The organism is Microbacterium sediminicola, assembly GCF_039531125.1.
Lineage (GTDB): Bacteria > Actinomycetota > Actinomycetes > Actinomycetales > Microbacteriaceae > Microbacterium > Microbacterium sediminicola.
This window is the reverse complement of record NZ_BAAAPL010000001.1, coordinates 33,411-51,477: the sequence shown is the minus strand read 5'-3', so window position 1 is coordinate 51,477 and position 18,067 is coordinate 33,411. Positions and strand designations below refer to the sequence as shown.

9 protein-coding genes are annotated in these 18,067 nt (G+C 68.5%); 2 read left to right on the top strand and 7 right to left on the bottom strand.

Features of this window, described 5'->3' with window-relative positions; translation table 11 throughout:
• Nucleotides 1-118: 118 nt before the first annotated feature.
• Together ABD206_RS00185 and coaA are read right to left on the bottom strand one after the other, a co-directional pair.
• Entirely contained in the window at nucleotides 119-1,300 is a 1,182-nt protein-coding gene (locus ABD206_RS00185; RefSeq protein WP_344067671.1) for an esterase/lipase family protein, read from the bottom strand.
• Nucleotides 1,301-1,473: 173 nt separating this feature from the next.
• Nucleotides 1,474-2,436 (bottom strand): type I pantothenate kinase, encoded by a 963-nt coding sequence (gene coaA / locus ABD206_RS00180; RefSeq protein WP_344067669.1) that lies wholly within the window; start codon nucleotides 2,434-2,436, stop codon nucleotides 1,474-1,476.
• Between the two features lie 160 nt (nucleotides 2,437-2,596).
• Between coaA and ABD206_RS00175 the strand changes: the two genes are divergently transcribed.
• Together ABD206_RS00175 and ABD206_RS00170 are read left to right on the top strand one after the other, a co-directional pair.
• Nucleotides 2,597-3,172: a YdcF family protein gene (locus tag ABD206_RS00175; RefSeq protein WP_344067667.1), complete on the top strand. Its 576-nt coding sequence runs from the start codon at nucleotides 2,597-2,599 to the stop codon at nucleotides 3,170-3,172.
• 306 nt (nucleotides 3,173-3,478) lie between these two features.
• Nucleotides 3,479-4,411 (top strand): Ppx/GppA phosphatase family protein, encoded by a 933-nt coding sequence (locus ABD206_RS00170; protein WP_344067665.1) that lies wholly within the window; start codon nucleotides 3,479-3,481, stop codon nucleotides 4,409-4,411.
• Nucleotides 4,412-4,423: 12 nt separating this feature from the next.
• On the opposite strand, the gene ABD206_RS00165 is transcribed toward ABD206_RS00170, so the two are convergent.
• From ABD206_RS00165 to ABD206_RS00145, 5 genes are all read right to left on the bottom strand, one after another.
• Nucleotides 4,424-5,386 (bottom strand): intradiol ring-cleavage dioxygenase, encoded by a 963-nt coding sequence (locus tag ABD206_RS00165; protein ID WP_344067663.1) that lies wholly within the window; start codon nucleotides 5,384-5,386, stop codon nucleotides 4,424-4,426.
• Nucleotides 5,387-5,485: 99 nt separating this feature from the next.
• The gene (glmM, locus tag ABD206_RS00160) at nucleotides 5,486-6,841 is read right to left on the bottom strand and encodes a phosphoglucosamine mutase (RefSeq protein ID WP_344067661.1); all 1,356 of its coding nucleotides are present in this window, start codon (nucleotides 6,839-6,841) and stop codon (nucleotides 5,486-5,488) included.
• A gap of 20 nt (nucleotides 6,842-6,861) precedes the next feature.
• The gene (rpsI, locus tag ABD206_RS00155) at nucleotides 6,862-7,332 is read right to left on the bottom strand and encodes a 30S ribosomal protein S9 (protein ID WP_344067659.1); all 471 of its coding nucleotides are present in this window, start codon (nucleotides 7,330-7,332) and stop codon (nucleotides 6,862-6,864) included.
• A gap of 29 nt (nucleotides 7,333-7,361) precedes the next feature.
• The gene (gene rplM, locus ABD206_RS00150; RefSeq protein WP_344067657.1) at nucleotides 7,362-7,808 is read right to left on the bottom strand and encodes a 50S ribosomal protein L13; all 447 of its coding nucleotides are present in this window, start codon (nucleotides 7,806-7,808) and stop codon (nucleotides 7,362-7,364) included.
• A gap of 442 nt (nucleotides 7,809-8,250) precedes the next feature.
• A complete protein-coding gene (locus ABD206_RS00145; RefSeq protein ID WP_344067655.1) occupies nucleotides 8,251-17,880 on the bottom strand; it encodes a DUF5979 domain-containing protein in 9,630 nt (3,209 codons plus the stop codon).
• Nucleotides 17,881-18,067: the final 187 nt, after the last annotated feature.

Genomic DNA, 18,067 nt, shown 5'->3' with positions numbered 1-18,067 from the left:
GCTCAGGGAAGTGCAACTCGACCTCACGAAGTGCAACTCGACCTCAGGATGTGCAACTCGGCCGGCCAGGGGGACGAGGTCCGTGGCGGAGCCTGGCGCGTCAGCCGGGCGCGGCGCGTCAGCGAGACGCGGCGATAGTCGCGACGATGTCGTCAACGACGTCCTGGTTCACGAAGAGGCTGTCGTGTGCGCAGGGACCACCGAAGGGCGGGATGCCGCCGGCTTCGTCGATGATCGCACCCCAGGCCTCGGTGCCGGCGACCGTCGACCAGTCGGCATCCAGCTCGCACTGGGCGACGAACTGGGAGTCCGCGCCCGCGGTCGCCGAGGCGACCCCGACGATGCCGTCGCCGGGCTCGACGATCATGTCGACCAGCGGCGCGATGCCGAGGCCGAAAAAGCCCGCGAACGACTGTGCCGCCTCGAGCGCGGGAGCGGGGAGCAGCCCGACCGTGAGGTGGATGCGGTAGTCACCGGCGACCGCGTGGACGGGGACGTCCGAGGGCCACTCGGGGATGGTCTGCAGCTGCGCGGATCCGGTCTGCAGCGCCTGGCCGCCGTCTCCGGCGATCGCCATGATGGTGCGAACACTCGGGGGGATGTCGCAGCCGCTGCGCGCGTCGGATTCGAGCTCGGTGTTGCAGATGCCCACGACCGCCGGCAGCACGACGTTCGCGAGTACGGATGTCGAGGCGAACGCGGTCTGCGCAGCCCCGCCGATCGTCAGGACGTTGTTGGCGATGTCGGATCCCTCTTCCGGCGTCGCGACGGTGATGACCTGCCCGACATGCTCCGTCACTCCCCCGTTGCTGCCGCCGAGGGCAAAGCGCAGGGCAAGGCCTCCCATCGAGTGGGCGATGATGTCGACATCCTGCCCGGAAAGCTCGGCCAGGCACTCGATGGCACCGGCGAGCGCGGGGGCGGTGGCTGTGTGGCCGACCCAGAGGGCGGCGATGGAGGAATAGTCGAACGCGAATACGCTCGTGTCGGGCAACGCCGCCAGGCGCTCCTGCAGCGAGCGGATGTCGTCGGCATCCGTGTTGTCGGAGGTCCACAGCACGTCGCGGGAGAACGGCGAACTGCTGATCTCTGCGCCCTCGGTGGACTCGGCTGTGCTGAGCCAGCCGTGCACGAGCAGCACGGGATTCTGTACGTCCTCGCCGTCGTCGAGGCGCTCCAGGTAGGGGGCGAGATCGGCAAGGCAGGAGGCCTCGTAGGCGGTCGGTGCGGCAACGGTGGTCACGGTGGGGGAGCGCTCGTTCGGCGTGGAGTTTTCCACAGCGACAGCGACGGTGGGCATGGCGAAGAGCGCCCCCACCGTTAGTATCGGTGCAAGCGCCAGCCCGATTATGCGGCCCCTACGCGACGAAGGTTTGTCTTTCGCAGCGGGCCCCCGATAGCCACCCCGCATACTTCATCTTTGCACGCTCGTCGGCGTGTCGTTATGTCCGGCAGGTTACGAGGCGGGTGATTTCAGACTTTCCTCAGCAAAACCCTGTCGACGGCATGATTTTCGGCCTTGCGCAGCACCAAGGTCGCCCGGTGTCGAGTGGGCAGCACGTTCTCCAGAAGGTTCGGGAGATTCGTCTCATTCCAGTACCCGAGAGCGGTCTCGACGGCCTCGTCGTCGTTCAGGTGGGCGAAGACGTTGAAGAACGATCCCGGGTCGGAGAATGCGCTCTGCTTGAGCGCGAGGAACCGGTTCACGAACCACCTCGTGATGTGGTCGGGGTCGGCATCCACATAGATCGAGAAGTCGAACAGGTCACTGACGGCGACCTCGTTGGGACTCGGCGGCGGCTGCAGCACGTTCAGCCCCTCGACGATGACGACATCCGGCTTTCGTACCGTGACGAACGCATCGGGGATGATGTCGTACTTCAGGTGGGAGTAGAACGGGGCGCGCGCTTCGGGGTTACCGCTCTTGACATCCGTGAGGAACTGCACGAGTGCGCGGCGGTCGTAGGACTCCGGGAAGCCCTTGCGGTGCATGATTCCGCGGGCCTCGAGCTCGGCGTTGGGGTAGAGGAACCCGTCGGTGGTCACCAGCTCGACCCGCGGGGTGTCGGGCCAGCGGCTCATGAGCTCGCGCAGCAGGCGCGCAATGGTGGACTTGCCGACCGCGACCGAGCCCGCGACTCCTACGACGAACGGGGTGGTGGAGTCGGCCTCGTGAAGGAAGCTGCTGGTGTCGGCACCGATGCGGCGCGTCGAGCTGGCATAGAGGCTCAGCAGACGGCTGAGGGGCAGATAGACCTCGCGCACCTCGGTGAGGTCGAGCCGGTCGCCCAGGCCGCGCAGCTGCACGATCTCGGTTTCGGTGAGGGGCTGCTCCATGCCCGCCGCCAGCCGCGCCCAGTCTTCACGGACGATCTCGCGATACAGCTGAGGCTGCAGCTGCTCTCGCTCGTCCAGGGTCGTCACGTCTACCGACACCGGCCCATCGTAACGGCCGGGTAGCGCACGGGTGAATCCGCGTGCCGCGCCGAAGCGCCGAGCCAGCGGCCGCCAGACGCCAGCCCGAAACCACCCGCCAGTACACTGACGCCGAGCCGTCGACGCCGCCGTCGCCCGACCGACGCCGAGAGGAGCGCGCGTGGATGCCGACCCCACCCCGACCCGAGCCCGCTGGGCGGGGTTCGCAGCGCTCTCCGCGCTCGCGGTGATGGCCCTGGTCGCGGCCATCGGCTTGCCGCTCTACGTCTTCCCACCCGCGCCGACGGTCACCCGCGCCGACCTCATCTACGTGATCGGCCCACCGACGGCGACGAGAATCGCGGATGCCGAAGCGCTGCGATCTGCGGGCGTGGCCGATCACGTGCTGGTGTCGGTGCCGGCATCCGGAGCCGACTCGGCGGATGAACTCTCCTACTGCGATCGGGTCTACGTCACCTGCCGCACGCCCGAGCCCTTCACGACGCGCGGCGAGGCATCCATGCTCGCGGCCTACGCGGCGCCGGGCGACGAGGTCGTTATCCTCACCTACACCCCGCATGTGCTCCGCACCCGGTACATCTTCGACGAATGCGCGGATGCCACCACCACCGTCGTCCCGGTCGACGAGCATCTCGGCCTCACCCGCTGGATCTACAACTACGCCTACCAGACGGCCGCGTTCGTGAAGGCCTGGATCGTCGGCTGCGCGCCCGCCCCCACCGACGCCCTCCCCTGACCCGCCCGGCCGCCCCAGCCCCTCGGGCACGGCCGCCCGCATGCCGTACTCAGGCTGGACAGCCGAGCTTCGCCCGGCGCGGTGCGGAGTTCCGCGGAGCCGCGACACAACGCCAACCGCTCAGCCTGAGTACGGCAGACAGCTCGGCGACAACACAACGCAGGAGTTGAGGCAGCCGCGCTCGGCAGAACCCGCATGATTCCGCGGCGCCGCACCGCCACCGCACGCGGAACTCCTGCATTGTGCAGCTCGTCGGGCGGAGCGACGTCCGCTGCACCCGCGACACCCCGCCGATAGGCTGGCCACGTGCGTCTCGGAGTGCTGGATATCGGCTCGAACACCGTCCACCTGCTGGTGGCGAACGCCAACCCCGGCGGCCGCCCCCTGGCCCGGACGAGTCACCGCACGGTGCTGCGCCTGATGCGCTACGTCGAGGCCGACGGGTCGATCAACGGTCAGGGCGTGAAAGCCCTGGTCGATGCCGTCACTGAGGCGCGCAAGGTCGCGAGGGACGAGGGCGTCGAAGAGCTCCTGGCGACCGCGACCTCCGCGGTGCGCGAAGCGACCAATGGCACCGCGGTCATCGCGCAGATCGAACAGGCCCTCGGCCAGGAGCTGCAGGTTCTCGGCGGCGTCACTGAGGCCCGCTACACGTTCCTCGCCGTACGCCGCTGGTTCGGCTGGTCGGCCGGGCAGATCCTCCTCTTCGACATCGGTGGCGGCTCGCTCGAGATCGCGGCCGGCGGCGACGAGCTGCCGGATGAGGCGGCATCCGTGCCGCTGGGCGCCGGACGCATGACCCGGGCGTTCCTCCCCGACGATCCCCCCGGCGAGGACGCCGTGGAGCAGCTGCGCGACCACGCTCGGGCGACACTGAAGCCCTTCGGCAAGGTGTTCCGCGACCTCCCACACCCGGACCATGTGGTCGGCTCATCCAAGGCGATTCGCTCGCTCGCGAAGCTCGTCGGTTACCCGGTACCCGGCTGGTCGGGCATCGAACGGATGGTTCTCCCCCGCGCCGCGCTCGGGTCGTGGATTCCGCGCCTGGCGCGCATCCCCGCTGCATCCCGCCAGGAACTCCCGGGAATCACCGCCGACCGCACCTACCAGATCGTCGCCGGCGCCGTCGTGCTGCACGAGGCGATGCGCACCATGGATGTCGATGAGCTCGAAGTCAGCCCTTGGGCCCTGCGCGAAGGCGTGCTCTTGCGCTACATCGAGTCGATGGCCTGGGGCTGAGACCCGACGGCGCTACGGGCGGCCTCCCCCACCGCTCGGCGCTGACCCGCTCGTCGGCGCGGTCGTAGTGTCGACGCGCGCGACGAGGGATGCGGTGTATCCGGAGGATGTGTCACCGGCGATCGTCGCCATCTGCAGCGCCCCGCCGTCCTCACCGAACACGTTGTCGCTTGCGAGCGTGATCTGCGCCAGGTTCTGCGCCGAGCCGCTGTAGGCCGACTGCGTGTAGACGTCGTTAAGCATTGACTCGGGGAAGGCGATCTGCGAGGTCGCAATGGCATTGGTCGAGTCGGTGATGGATGCCTCGTCCGGGTACACCTCGAAGTGGATGTGCGTCCACCGGCCGGTGTAGCACCCTGGCACGATCGAGGTGAAGGTCACCTGTCCGTTGGCATCCGCGACCTGCACGCCGCGGAGGAACGTGTCGTTTTCGACACCGCTCGAATACATCGAATACTGACCCTGCGCATCGCAGTGCCAGGCATAGACGGCCACGCCCGCGAACGCCGCGTCACCGTTGGCCATGTCGGTCACCCGGATGGTGAAATCCAGCGGGATGCCGTCGACCGGCGTCGACGCGCCGAGGTTGGTGCGGATGTCGCTGCGGATGATGCCCGACTGCTCGAGCACATCGGGCCCATTCGACCCGTCGCCCGGGTAGGGGCCGGCCGTCTCATCCGGGATCTCTGCCGAAGGCAGCCCGATGACGGTGGCATCAGTGCTCGCGGACGCGGAGGGTGTGGCGCTGGAAGTCGCACTCGGCGTCGCGGTGGCCGAAGACTTCGGCGCGCACGCGGCGAGCACCGCGGTCGCCGCCCCCAGCCCGACGACGCTCAGCGCGCCGCGGCGACTGATGAGGGTGCCGAGGTCGAATTTCACGCCCTGGTCGACGACCTCTTCGTCGGGTCTGTCGAGCAGGCGTCCCTCGTACGCGGGACCGTTCGGGGTCTGTTCAGGATCGGGGAATCCGGCCATGGCATCCTCCTGGAGCGGTGTTCGTCCATCCGAGTCTCCGGCACGAGCCCCGGAAACGCACCAGTTCTGCATATGCAGTCCCTATGAAACGCGCGATGCCTAGAGCGCGAGCCGCTCCCGGACGACTCCCGCGAGCGCATCGGCGTGGGCCTGCGCGACCTCGGCGGAGGCCGCCTCGACCATGACGCGCACGAGCGGCTCGGTCCCGGAGGGCCGCAGCAGCACCCGCCCCGAGTCGCCGAGCTCGGCGGATGCCGCCGCAACCGCGGCCTGCACACCCTCGTCGTCCACGCGCGTGCGGTCGACGCCCGGCACGTTCACGAGCACCTGCGGGTAGACCTTCATCGTGGATGCCAGTCCCTCGAGCGTGCACCCGGTGCGGGCCATCTCGGCCATGAGGTGCAGCCCGGTCAGCAGCCCATCCCCGGTCGTGGCGTACTTCGACATGATGACGTGCCCCGACTGCTCGCCGCCGAGAGAGTAGCCGCCCTCGTTCATGCGTTCCAGGACATATCTGTCACCGACGGCGGTCTGCTCGACGCGGATGCCGTGCTCGGCCATCGCGCGGTGGAGCCCCAGGTTGCTCATCACCGTCGCCACGAGGGTGTTGTCGGCAAGAAGTCCCCGCTCCTTCATCGATACCGCGAGGATCGCCATGATCTGATCGCCGTCGACGATACGGCCGGAGGCATCGACGGCGAGGCACCGGTCGGCATCCCCGTCGTGGGCGATGCCGAGATCGGCCCCGGCCGCGACAACCGCCGCAGCCAAAGACGCGAGATGCGTCGAGCCGACACCGTCGTTGATGTTCAGCCCGTCGGGGTCGGCCCCGACGACCGTGACCTCGGCGCCGGCATCCGCGAACGTTTCGGGCGAGACCCCGGATGCCGCACCGTGCGCACAGTCGAGCACGACGTGCAGACCCGTCAGACGCGCGGGCAGCGACTGCAAAAGGTGCAGCACATAGCGGTCCTCGGCATCCGCGAATCGGACGATACGCCCCACTCCTGCGCCGGTCGGCTGCAGCTTCGGACCCGCCATCGCGGCTTCGATGCGCTGCTCGACGATGTCGGGAAGCTTCACCCCGCCGCGCGCGAAGATCTTGATGCCGTTGTCGGGCGCGGGGTTGTGGGATGCCGACACCATGACGCCGAAGTCGGCGTCGCGGTCGGCGATGAGGAACGCGAGGGCCGGGGTCGGGAGGACGCCGGCATCCAAGACATCCACGCCCGAGGAAGCGAGCCCGGCCGACACGGCGGCGGTGAGGAACTCCCCCGAGACGCGGGGATCACGGGCGACGACGGCCGTGAGACGCTTGCCCGCGGCGCGACGCGCGTCCGCGGTACGGCCCTGGCCCAGGACGACGGCGGTCGCCTGGGCCAGGGTGAGTGCAAGATCGGCGGTGAGGATGCCGTTGGCAAGTCCCCGCACGCCGTCCGTGCCGAAAAGCGGCATGGTCTGCAGCGTGAAGCGGATTAACGCTTCGAGTACTGAGGAGCCTTACGCGCCTTCTTGAGACCAGCCTTCTTGCGCTCCTTGACGCGAGCGTCGCGCGAGAGGAAGCCGGCCTTCTTGAGGGTCGGACGGTTGTTCTCGGCGTCGATCCCGTTCAGCGCGCGGGCGATGCCCAGGCGAAGAGCGCCGGCCTGGCCCGAGGGGCCACCGCCGTGGATGCGGGCGATGACATCGTAGGCGCCACCGAGCGTCAGCACGGTGAAGGGGTCGGTGATCAGCTGCTGGTGGAGCTTGTTCGGGAAGTAGTCCTCGAACGTGCGGCCGTTGATGGTGATGACACCGGTGCCGGGCACGAGGCGCACGCGGGCGATGGCCTGCTTGCGACGGCCGACGGCTGCGCCGGGGACCGAGAGCACGGGGCGCTCGGCGGCGACGACCTCAAGGTCGGCCGGCGTCTCGGTGGAGTAGTTGGTGGTTTCTTCGTTCGCCACGGTATGTCCTTTGTGAGTCTGTCCGGCGCTTACTGGGCGACCTGGTCGAAGGTGTACGTCTTGGGCTGCTGAGCGGCGTGCGGGTGCTCGGCACCGGCGTACACCTTCAGCTTCGACAGCTGCTGGCGGCCCAGGCTGTTCTTGGGGAGCATGCCGCGCACGGCCTTCTCCACGGCGCGGACGGGGTTCTTCTCGAGCAGCTCGCTGTACGAGGTGGCGGTGAGGCCGCCCGGGTAGCCGGAGTGGCGGTAGGCCATCTTCTGCGTCAGCTTCTGACCGGTCAGGGCGACCTTGTCGGCGTTGACGATGATGACGAAGTCACCGCTGTCGAGGTGGTTGGCGAAGGTGGCCTTGTGCTTGCCGCGCAGGAGCGCTGCAGCGTGGGAGGCGAGGCGGCCCAGAACGACGTCGGTTGCGTCGATCACGAGCCATTCGCGCTGGATTTCGCCAGCCTTCGGGGTGAATGTGCGCGTCACAGTAGTGCTGCTTTCTGTTCGAACGGAGTGGTTCGTGAATCCCGCTCCGGGGTGGTTCTTCGGCCGAGGGCCGCCGAACACGCCAGTGGAGGGCTCACGTTCGTGGATGCCGCAGTGGCACCAAAGGGTTAGCTTACGGCATTCGGATGCCGAACGCGAACCCTCCGCCGTGGCAGGGTCGAACCATACGAGGCCCGGGTAGCGCGCGAGGCCGCGATCGACTCCCCACAGCCGGTTGTGGCTAACTCCTCAAGATCGGCGCGTCCAGGGCCGAAGAGCCTCCAATGGCGCCTCTTGAGCACAGATCTTGAGGAGTTGGCAACGCCGAACACGGCGCAGCCCGGCCGAACACGGCGCAGCCCGGCCCAACCCGGCGCAGCCCGGCGAAATCCGGCTCGGAGCAACCCAGCGCAGCCCGGCTCAACCCCAGCCCCGCCGCGACTCAGTCGGCGAGCAGGTTGCGGCGCCAGATCACGACGATCGCCCCGAGACACACCAGCATGAGCCCGCCGAGGGGCAGCCCCCAGGCGAACAGCCCTCCGGTGGGCGGCAGGGGCTTCACGAAGGTGTTCTCCACGTCGATCTCGACCACGTCGGATGCCAGCACGAACGCCGCATCCGTTCCCGAGGTCACCACCGCAGTCCCGGCCGTGCCGCCGCTGTCCGGACCACCGCCGGTGTAGGGGGTCACGGTCACCGTCGTGGATGCCGCCCCTCCCGTCTCCGGCTCGGTCACGGTGCACGCGGCCCCGAGCGGAACGTTCACGATGCTCGCCACCACGTCCGAGGGCCCACCGATGGTGACGGTCTCATCGACCACCGCCAGACCCGGCGCCGGGTGTGAGTCATCGATCAGCACACAGGACACATCCACCGAGAAGCTCTGCGAGACATCCGCCGCACCCGTGCCCGCCAGCGACTTCGACAGCACGAGCTGGCCCACCGCGAACGAGTTCACGTAGAGGACGCTGGTCTGTCCCGTGGGTCCGACCGCGGGCAGCGGGTCGAGGTCGGCGGCGGATCCGGGGCGCGGCAGACGCGGGATGCCACCGTCGATCACCCAGTGCACGACGGATGTGACACCGGCCGTGTCCACCTCGGCGACGATGCAGTCCGCACCCTCGGGGAGTCCCGTCCAGGTGAAGGTCTCGCCGTCGGTGATCGTCTGCAGCATCGGTTGGTCGGCCGTCACGAGCCGCGAGTCGAACACACATCCGAGCAGCACCTGGAAAGGTCCGTACTCGACCGGGTCGCCGTTCGCGTCGACGGCGTCGGTGTTGACGACCTTGCTGACCGTCACCTCGGCGTAGTTGAAGGTGTTCTGCACCTGCAGGCCCGGCTGTGGCTGGTCGTCGACCGACAGGATCGTCGGGTCGGTCGTCACGGTGAAGTCGTATCCGGCCGTGGCATCGGCCACGAGCACACCCCCGGTGGCATCCAGGATCGCGGTCGATCCCGCTCCCCCGGTCGATGTCTCGCTCAGGGTGCACTCCGATCCGGTGGGCAGGTTCGTCCAGAGCGCCGTCGGCGACGAGGCGTTCACGGTGCGCAGATCGCCGCCCGGGATGTCGACGGCCACCGCGTCGCGCACGCACGACAGCTGCAGTTCGAAGTCCGCCGTGCCGTACTGGGCCGCAGCCGCCCCGGCGAAGACCTTCGTCACCTCAAGCGAGCCGGTGAGGTACCAGTTCGTCACGGCTACCGTCCCGACGCCGGTGTCGGGCAGCGTCACGACGCCGGTCGTCGTATCCACGCCGTCATTCGGGGTGATGACCACGGCGTCCGCGCCCTGAAGGTCCGGCTCGGTCACGGTGCACTCCGAGCCCGCGATGAGTCCCGTCACCGACGCCGACCAGGCGTTCGAGGCCGAGAGATCCACCGAGGTGTTCACGAGCGTCTCGCCCGCGAAGGTGCAGACGATGTCGACCGTGAACGTCTGGGGTTCGCCGAACTGCGCAGCCCCGGCTCCCTCGAGATCCTTCGTCACGACGAGCGCGACGAGGTCATAGAGGTTCTCGTACGACACGAAGTTCTGCGTCGCACCGGCGTCGGTGTCGGGCGAGAGCTCGGGGATCGTCGCGACCCGGGTGGGCTGGTCGACCGAGGGCGCCACCGTCGGATCGATGACGTTCACCGAGGTGACCGTCGAGTCCGCCTCGCGCGGATCGGTCTCGGTCACGATGCACTCCGCGCGCGCCGGCAGGTCCTCGTAGCGCTGCGTGTCACCGTCATCGAGCGTGAAGGTGGTGTTCAGCACCGTCGCGCCGTCGAAGGTGCACGAGATGCTGTATTCGAACCCGGTCGGCACCGGGAAGACGGTGCCCGGCGGGTCGGGCACGGTGACGGTCTTGTCGATCTCGATCGACGCGTACTCGAACGTGTTCGTGATGACGAACGCGATCTCATCGACCGTCAGATCCACCGTGATCGAGGTGCCGTCCACCGTGGTCGGCGCCCCGGTCGACGGGGTCGCGGTGATGGATGTCGCACCCGCCGTCCCGTCGTCGGTTTCCGTCACGGTGCACACGCTCCCCTGCGGCAGGTTCGCGACGGTCGCCGTCAGGTCAGCGGGCCCGCCGATCGTGACATCCACGTCGCGAACGACCTGGCCCGGGTGCGGGTGCGACGCATCGACGAGGACACACTCGACGCTGACCGGGAAGGTGCGGGTCACATGGCCCGCGGCATCACCGTCGAGTTCCTTCGAGATCACGAGCTGACCGCTCTCGTAGGTGTTGGTGAAGGCGACCGAGGTCTGATCGCCGGCCCCGACCGCCGGCAGCGGATCCAGCGACACGCTCGTGCCGGCCGTCGACGCACCGGTCGTGCCGCCTTCGGTCACGACGTACGCGGTGGATGCCGCACCCATCGTGTCCGACTCGGTGACGGTGCACTCCGCCCCCTCGGGAAGCCCCGTCCACGTGACGGTGTCGCCGTCGCTGATCGACTGGGTCATGGGCTCGGTCGCGGTGACGTCCACCCCACGGAAGGTGCACGCCAGGGTCACGTCGAACGGCCCGTACTCGATCGGGGTGCCTGCGCCGTCGACCGCGCCGCCGGCATCCACGGTCTTCGTGACCGAGACCTGCGCGTAGTTGAAGGTGTTCTGCACGATCAGCGGTGTCTGCGGCTGATCGGCGACGCTCAAGATCGTCGGGTCGGTCGTCACTGTGAAGGTGTACCCGGTCGCGGCCTCATCGCCCGAAGGGAGGATCACCGACTCTCCCGCGCCCCCGGCGTACGGCTCGGTCAGGGTGCAGTCCGCCCCGGTGGGCAGGTTCGTCCAGTTCGCGATGGGACTTGCCTGCGTGACGAACCGGTACTGACCGCTCGGGATGTCGACGGTGGTTCCGCTCCGCTCGCAGAACAGGCGCAGCAGGTAGATCGTGTTGCCGTACTCCCCGGATGCCGCGCCGTCGAAGGTCTTGGTCACCTGCAGCGAGCCGGTGAGATACCAGTTCGTGACGGTGATGTTGACGACATCCTCCGTGCCATCGAGCAGCACGTAGCCGATCGAGGTGTCGGATCCGTCGTTCGGCGTGATCACGACGGCGTCCGCGCCCTCAAGGCTCTGCTCCTCGAAGAAGCATTCGGTGCCGTTGACGAGCGGCGCGTTGGAGGAGTCGGTCCACCCGTTCGCTGCGCTCAGGACGGCGGTGCCGGTCAGCACCGGCGACCCGCTGTGAACGCACACGACGTCCACGAGGAAAGTCTGGTCGAGCCCGAACTGGTCGGCGCCTTCACCTTCGAACTCCTTGGTGACGACGAGCCCGGTGACGTCGTAGAGGTTCTCGTAGTGCACGAAGTTCTGCGTGGCGGCGCCCGCCGCGTCAGCGCTCAGTTCGGGGATCGTCGCGGTGCGGGTCACCTGGTCGGTGGAGGGGGCAGCGGTCGGGTCGATCACCTCGACGCTGGTGACCGTGGATGCCGCCGCGTGGTTCTCCGTCTCGGTGACAACGCACTCTGCTCCCGCGGGCAGTTCGACGCCGCCATCCGTGCGGGAGTTCCACGACTCGCCGTCATCGAGCAGCAGCGGGGAGGTGTCGGGGATGTCGAGCACGACATTTCCGAGGTAGGTGCACAGCACCGATACCTCGAAGTCGGTCGGGATCGTCACCGGCGGGTTGAGCGGGTCGTAGGTCACGACCTTGTCGATCTCGAGGCTCGCGTAGGCGTACGTGTTGGTGACCGTCTGCGTCTGGATCAGGCCGGGGTCATCCGTCGCGATGACCGTTGCGGGCGAGAGCGACACCGCCGCCCCGGCATCGTCCTCGACGAAGGCGCACTCCGCGCCCCACGGCAGCCCGTCGATCTGCACGGTGTCGCCGTCGTGCAGCGTCGGCACGGCCGGGATCGCGGACGCGGGGACATCCTCGCCCGCCGACGTGCACTCGAGGTGCCCGGTGAACTCGGTCGGCACCCAGGACTCGCCCGCGGCGGGGCCGGCGACGGTTTTGGTGAGTTGGATGCTGCCGCTGGCCAGCGCCGCACCGACGACGGGGACCTCGAACGCCGTCAGTGTCTGGTGGGCACCGGCATCGGTGTATTCGCCGCCGAACATGGCCGAGTTCCATGCGATCGGGTCGGTTCCGGGGTTGACGGCGGCGGCGGGGGCGACCGTCTGCCACGTGACCTGCAGGTACTGTCCCGGCTGGAAGTAGACGGCGGGCGAGTTGGCCACGGCACGGGCGTAGAGCGCGGTCACGGCCGACAGGTCGGTCGAGGGCGTCACGAGGGTCCAGTCACCGGGCGCACACGTCCCGCCGTCGACGACGTCGGTGCACAGCGCCGATCCGGGCGTCTGCGTGGAGTAGTAGATCTCGACGGTGTAGTCGGAGTTCGGCGAGCTCGACGAGGTGGCCGTCAGCTCGGGCCGCCACTCGGTCGTCGCCGACGGCGCGGTGATGCCGGACAGTCCGGGGTTCGGCAGGTAGACGATCGTCGACACGGTGTCGAGCGGGAACGTCCCGATGTTCTGGACGTTCAGGCGCCACTCGTTGTTCTGTCCGGGCTTGGTCACCGGCGCGCAGGGCGCGCGGTAGAAGCCGTCGGCCGAGGCATCCGCGGTGGTGCACGTCGAGGCATCGGTGGAGACGACCCCGAGCGCGGGGTCGATGGCGCGCACCTCTTGATACATCGAGAGGGCTGCCAGCGGCACGGTCGTCACCTCGGCGAGCGCGAGACAGGCCGCCACGACGCCGGCGGTACCGTTGCACGCGTCGAAGGAACGCTCACCGGTGAGGTCGAAGGCGTTCGTGAAGTTCTGATGCGCCGACGCCCCGGGACGCAATCGCATGTCCCAGGCGATCGTGTAGGTCTGGCCGAGGCCGAGCGCCGTATCAGAGGGGAAGGTGAACTCGATGTTCAGCGGCTCGGATCCGGGACCTGCGGTCCAGGTGATGTCGATCGTGACATCGGCCGGGTCGATCGGCATCGTCGTGTAGGGGGCGCCGGGCGCGGAGCCGCCGGTGAGGGTGAACGTGTAGTTCGCCGGGTCGGTCGGGTCGATCCCGTCGGGGAAGATGAAGTCCGGCAGACCCACCGATACTCCCCCGCTTGGCAGGATGTCGGTGATGACCGGATCGATGATCGGGTAGTCGCCGGAGTTCGTCGTCGCGAGGGTGACCTCGAAGTCCTGTCCGGGCTGAACGGGGCCGGTGGGGGTCTTCACGAGTTCGGCTTCGGTCGGCAGATGCCGGAAGGTGAAGTCGGTCGAGGTGCTGTCGGTGGCGGGAGACCCGTTGCCGGGGACACCGGTCGCGTCCGCGGTCACCTCGTTCGGGTAGACCCCGGCGCTGGACGTGCCCGGTGCGGGGCTGTTTCCGGCGAGCGTCGTGGGGACCACACCGCCGGTCAGCAGCGCATCCCGGCGCTGGACGAAGAGATTAGCGGTGAGCGTGGGCGTCGCCGGGTTCTCGAAGAGCAGCAGCATCGCGTTGGGGTCGGCGATCTCGGCCGAATCCACCCGCTGATAGGTGAAGCGCACCCCCTGCACGTCGCCGTAGGCGATGGTGCCCGACCCGATCGGGGCGGTCTGCGCGATGCCACCGGCCGGCAGCGCGGCGCGCGCCTGACCCGCTGTCATCCACTCCTGGGTGGCGCCGTGGGTCACCGTGTTCCAGGTGCCCCCGGTGACGGTGATCGAGTTGTCGGGCTCGACCGTGTAGGTCGCACCGGTGAGCAGCTCGATCTTGACGCGGTTGGCGGGCGAGACGATCGCGAACCGGTTGGGGTTCACATCCACCAGGCCACCGAAGTGGTACGCGTTCCAGAAGTCCGCAGAGGTGTCGGTGATGACGACCTGGTTGCTGCGCGCCGTGCCTGCCGGGCGCCCGGTGAGGAGCATCCGAATCGCGTCTTGCGTGTTCTCGTACTCGAACGTCGGCGCGAAGGTCTTGTTGGCGGTGACCGTGCGCTCCTGCGTATCGGTCAGGGTGATCTGTGCGCTCGAGCAGCCGATCACCGTGTTCGCGCCCGGGCTGACCGCGGGAGTGGACGGCGCGCAGCTGCCGGCCGGTTCGACCGACGGGTCGGTCAGCGAGCCGAACATCGTGTTCTGCACGGTGCCAGGCGTGGGGGCGACGGTCGGATCGCTGCGCAGGCGCTCGCGCAGCTGAGCATCCAGCACCACATGCAGCCGCCCGTCGTGGTTGCCGCTGGAGGAGGCCGAAATACGCCCGGAGGCCTCGATGCGGATGCCGACGACCGTCGCGAGCTGGGCCGAGGTCATCGCCAGGGCCTCCGCGGACGTGAACGGTCCGGTCTCGACTCCCGAGGCGTGCTCGAGGTAGACATCCACCGTCGTCGCCCCGACGGGCGCGGTGATGGTCTCGATGTTCGTCAGGGTGAAGACATCGAACGTCGTGCCGTCGAACGCGACGTTCGGCGCCGGGTCGGTGAGGATCAGCGTGTCGACCTTCTGCGGACCGTTGTTCTCGACGTTCAGCGTCATGCGCGTCGAGGGGTAGTCGGCCTGATCGGTGCCGGTTGCCGGGATGCCGAGACCCGAGGTCCCCCCCGTCTCGTCGGTCCACGACTTGCTGGTCGAGATGTTGGCGGTCGCGTTGAGGATCGTGATGTCGGCGTGGTCGCGGGTGGTGCGTCCGTCACCGCAGGCCGTGCCGACGAAGGCCTCGAAACAAGCGGCCGCCTCGACGGTATTGCGCACGACGCTCGCGTCGCCGGTGTTGTACAGCTCGTTGGCGAGCACCGGGGTGCCATCGCCTCGGCGGTCATCGCGCAGCTGGAAGTTGAGCGTGATCGGCCGACGCTCGACCCCGGAGGTGGCAACGCCTGACCCGACGGCGGGCTGGTTCAGATCGCCGGGCGTGAGTGCGGAGGCACGGTTCGGGCTCTCTTCGAACACGTAGCGCACACCGGTCGTCGTCGCCCGCTCCGCGTCGGTCAAGACGTAGCCCGGGAAGACGGTGTTCCCCGAGGTCGGGCCATCCCACGGCCCACCCGAGATCGCCACCCACGCGCCGGCGCCACCCGCTGCCGTGTAGTCGAAGAGCTCGACCGAGGCGAGGGTGTCGTAGGCGATGAGCGGGTCGGTGGTCTTGGTGATCGGAGCCAGGCTGATGAGGTCGAACGCGTCGAAGAACGATGTGTCCATCGTCGCCGCGGTCGCCGGCGCGAACCCGGTCGAGCCGGTCTCGGTCACCGACATCTGCGTGACGCCGGTCAAGCCGCCGGTCGACCAGTTGAGCACGGCGTTCGCGCCGTCCTGCGAGCGCTCGACCGCCGTGCTCGGCGTGAGGTCCTTGTCGACCAGGTCGGGACCCTCACCGGACACCGGGATGAGGGTGGATGTCGGGCACGGCGGGGTCGTGGATGCCGTCGCCGCTGTCACCGAGGGCTCGGAGGCTTCCGCCGCCGCGCAGTTACCGACGACGACCTCGTCGGGAGCGACCGCGAGGTCGCGAATCGGGATCCCCCCGCTGCGCGTCTCCGTGCGGGTGGAGAAGGTGATGTTGGGCTGGAAGGTCGATCCCGGCGGGAAGCCGACCAGGTCCGTGGCGTCGTAGACGAATCGCAGACCGACGATCGTGTCCTGCAGGCCGCTCGGGATGGCGATGGTCGCGTAGGGCGCGGCGGGAGGCGCGGGAGGGACGAGCCCGATCGCACCGGGCAGATCGGTCCAGCTGGAGCCGTCGGTCGTGTACTGCACCGTCAGGCTCGCGTTGCTGTAGAGGCTGAGCTGCGGCAGGGCGACCGCGTTGTAGAGGTTCCACCAGTCGGGGCTCGTGGTGATCGAGTCCTCGACGATCACCTGAGTCGGGTTGATCGTCGTGTCCGGGAAGGCGGAGATGACCGCCGGCACCTGCGCGGTGACCTCTTGACCGGGCAGCAGGTACGACTCGCTCGGAGTGATCGACTTGCTGACCGTGAGCGCGATGCGATCGCCGTAGATCTCCAGCGTGTCTGTCGCGGTATCGGTGGCGGTCAGCGTGATGTTCGTGAAGGAGCGGCCCGTGACATCCACGTCGTTGTCGACGGTGACGAGATCGGGGGGTGACACGGGGCGGTCGGCGTCGACGATGAACGGGGTCTTGGCTTCGGCACCCGAGGGCATCGGACCGCCGGTGAAGGTGACGCGGAATCCCGTGACCCGCTGGGGCCCGGTGAAGGCCGGGATCGTGTCAGCGACGGTCGTCGTGAGGATGCCGGAGTCGCCGCCGCTGTAGAAATAGACGACCTCGACGCCGGTCGCGCCGGCCGGCCACTCGATGCCATCGCCGGCGCCGCCGCTGACGGTACCGAACCCGGCGAAGGTCAGTTCTCCCGAGAGGGCGCCGGGTGTTCCCGCGCCGGGCTCCTCGATGACCAGGCGCAAGAGGGTCGCGGTGCCGGTGTTGGTCGCACCGACCCGGACCGTGGAGGACTCGCCCGCGCGGATCTGATCGGCGTCGAACTGCTTGTTCGCCGTGACCTGCAGCCCGAAGGCGATGATGTTGTAGGGCTCCGTGACGACCGGAGATGAGGCGGAGTCGGGTCCCACCGTGACGGTGGACTGAACGGTGTTGTCGAGCGTGGTGGCGGGGAGCCCATCGGTGTTGGCGCGCTGGGTGAGCTCGACGCCCGCGCTCGCCGAGGTGCCTGCGGGAATGCGATTGCCGTCGGTGTCGGTGAAGGTGAACCGCACGCCGAAGATGTCGGCCGTGGCGGGGATGCCGGGCCCGGCGGCCGGGTATACCGGGGGGCCCGCCCCCGAGTACACGGTCACCCACGCGTCGGTCGCCGCGTCGTAGACCTCGGCTGTGACCTCCTCTGCGCCGGCGGGCAGCGGCACTGCGGCGAAGTCGGTGAACTCGAGGTAGAAGAGCGGGTTGGACGCGTCTTCGGGCAGCGGCGCCGCGCCCGCGACATCCTGCACCGTGAGGGTGTCGACCCCACCGTTGGTGTCGTTGGTCGCTGACAGGGTGAGGGTCGTGGTCTCCCCGGCGAAGTTGTAGTTCTGGTCGGGCGAGAAGCTCTTGCCGGTGGAGGTGGCAAGGTTCATCGGCACCGCCGCGATGATGTCGGCAGTATCGCCGCCGGGCGCGGAGTTGGCCGCGGTGATGTCGGCGGTGTTGGTGATCGTCTGCCCATCGAGCTCCCACGGGGCATCCGATGCGAGGCGCACGTCAACAGCCACCTCGAACGATCCGAGCGGAAGGCCGGTCGTCGGGTCGGGTGTGTTCACGTTCGAGGTGAACACGAGCGACACGTTGTCACGCCCGCCGACGTCGGTGACGGTCGCGACACCTGGAGCGGCCGACGGAAAGGTCGTGCCGATGTATTCGATGTAGTCCGGCAGCAGATCGGTGACCGTCGCCGTCTTGCAGCCGGTGACGCCCGCCGCCGAGGTCCCGCAGCTGACGTTGAAGAGGTAGCGGAACTCCTCGCCCGGAGAGATGACACCGTCAGGCGAGGGGGAGGTCTCTTGCGCCGACTTGGTGAGCCCGACCGTGGCGTTGATCGTGTCGGCCGAGGCGGCGGTCGCTGTGAACGCGACCGAGCCCGAAACGACCAGCAGTGCGGTGGCGATGGACGCGAGGATCCGCCGCATTCGCCCTTGTGCCGAAACCATGCGGATGTATCCCCTGCCCAGAGACGCGCGAAGGCACCGCGCGTCTCTCTCACTGCCCCGAGGTCGTCATCCCCGAAACACCTGGTGCCACCCTAACTACCCTGTGCGACATCTTGGAAGTCGTTAGGAATCTGCTGAGCCTCCGCGACCGCGCCCACCCCGTGTAGCCAACTCCTCAATTCCTGCC

Bases quoted from the DNA above. Each gene is read 5' to 3' on its own strand.
- ABD206_RS00185 (WP_344067671.1), bottom strand. From the start codon at position 1,300: ATGCCCACCGTCGCTGTCGCTGTGGAAAACTCCACGCCGAACGAGCGC.
- glmM (WP_344067661.1), bottom strand. From the start codon at position 6,841: ATGCCGCTTTTCGGCACGGACGGCGTGCGGGGACTTGCCAACGGCATC.
- ABD206_RS00145 (WP_344067655.1), bottom strand. From the start codon at position 17,880: ATGGTTTCGGCACAAGGGCGAATGCGGCGGATCCTCGCGTCCATCGCC.
- ABD206_RS00165 (WP_344067663.1), bottom strand. From the start codon at position 5,386: ATGGCCGGATTCCCCGATCCTGAACAGACCCCGAACGGTCCCGCGTAC.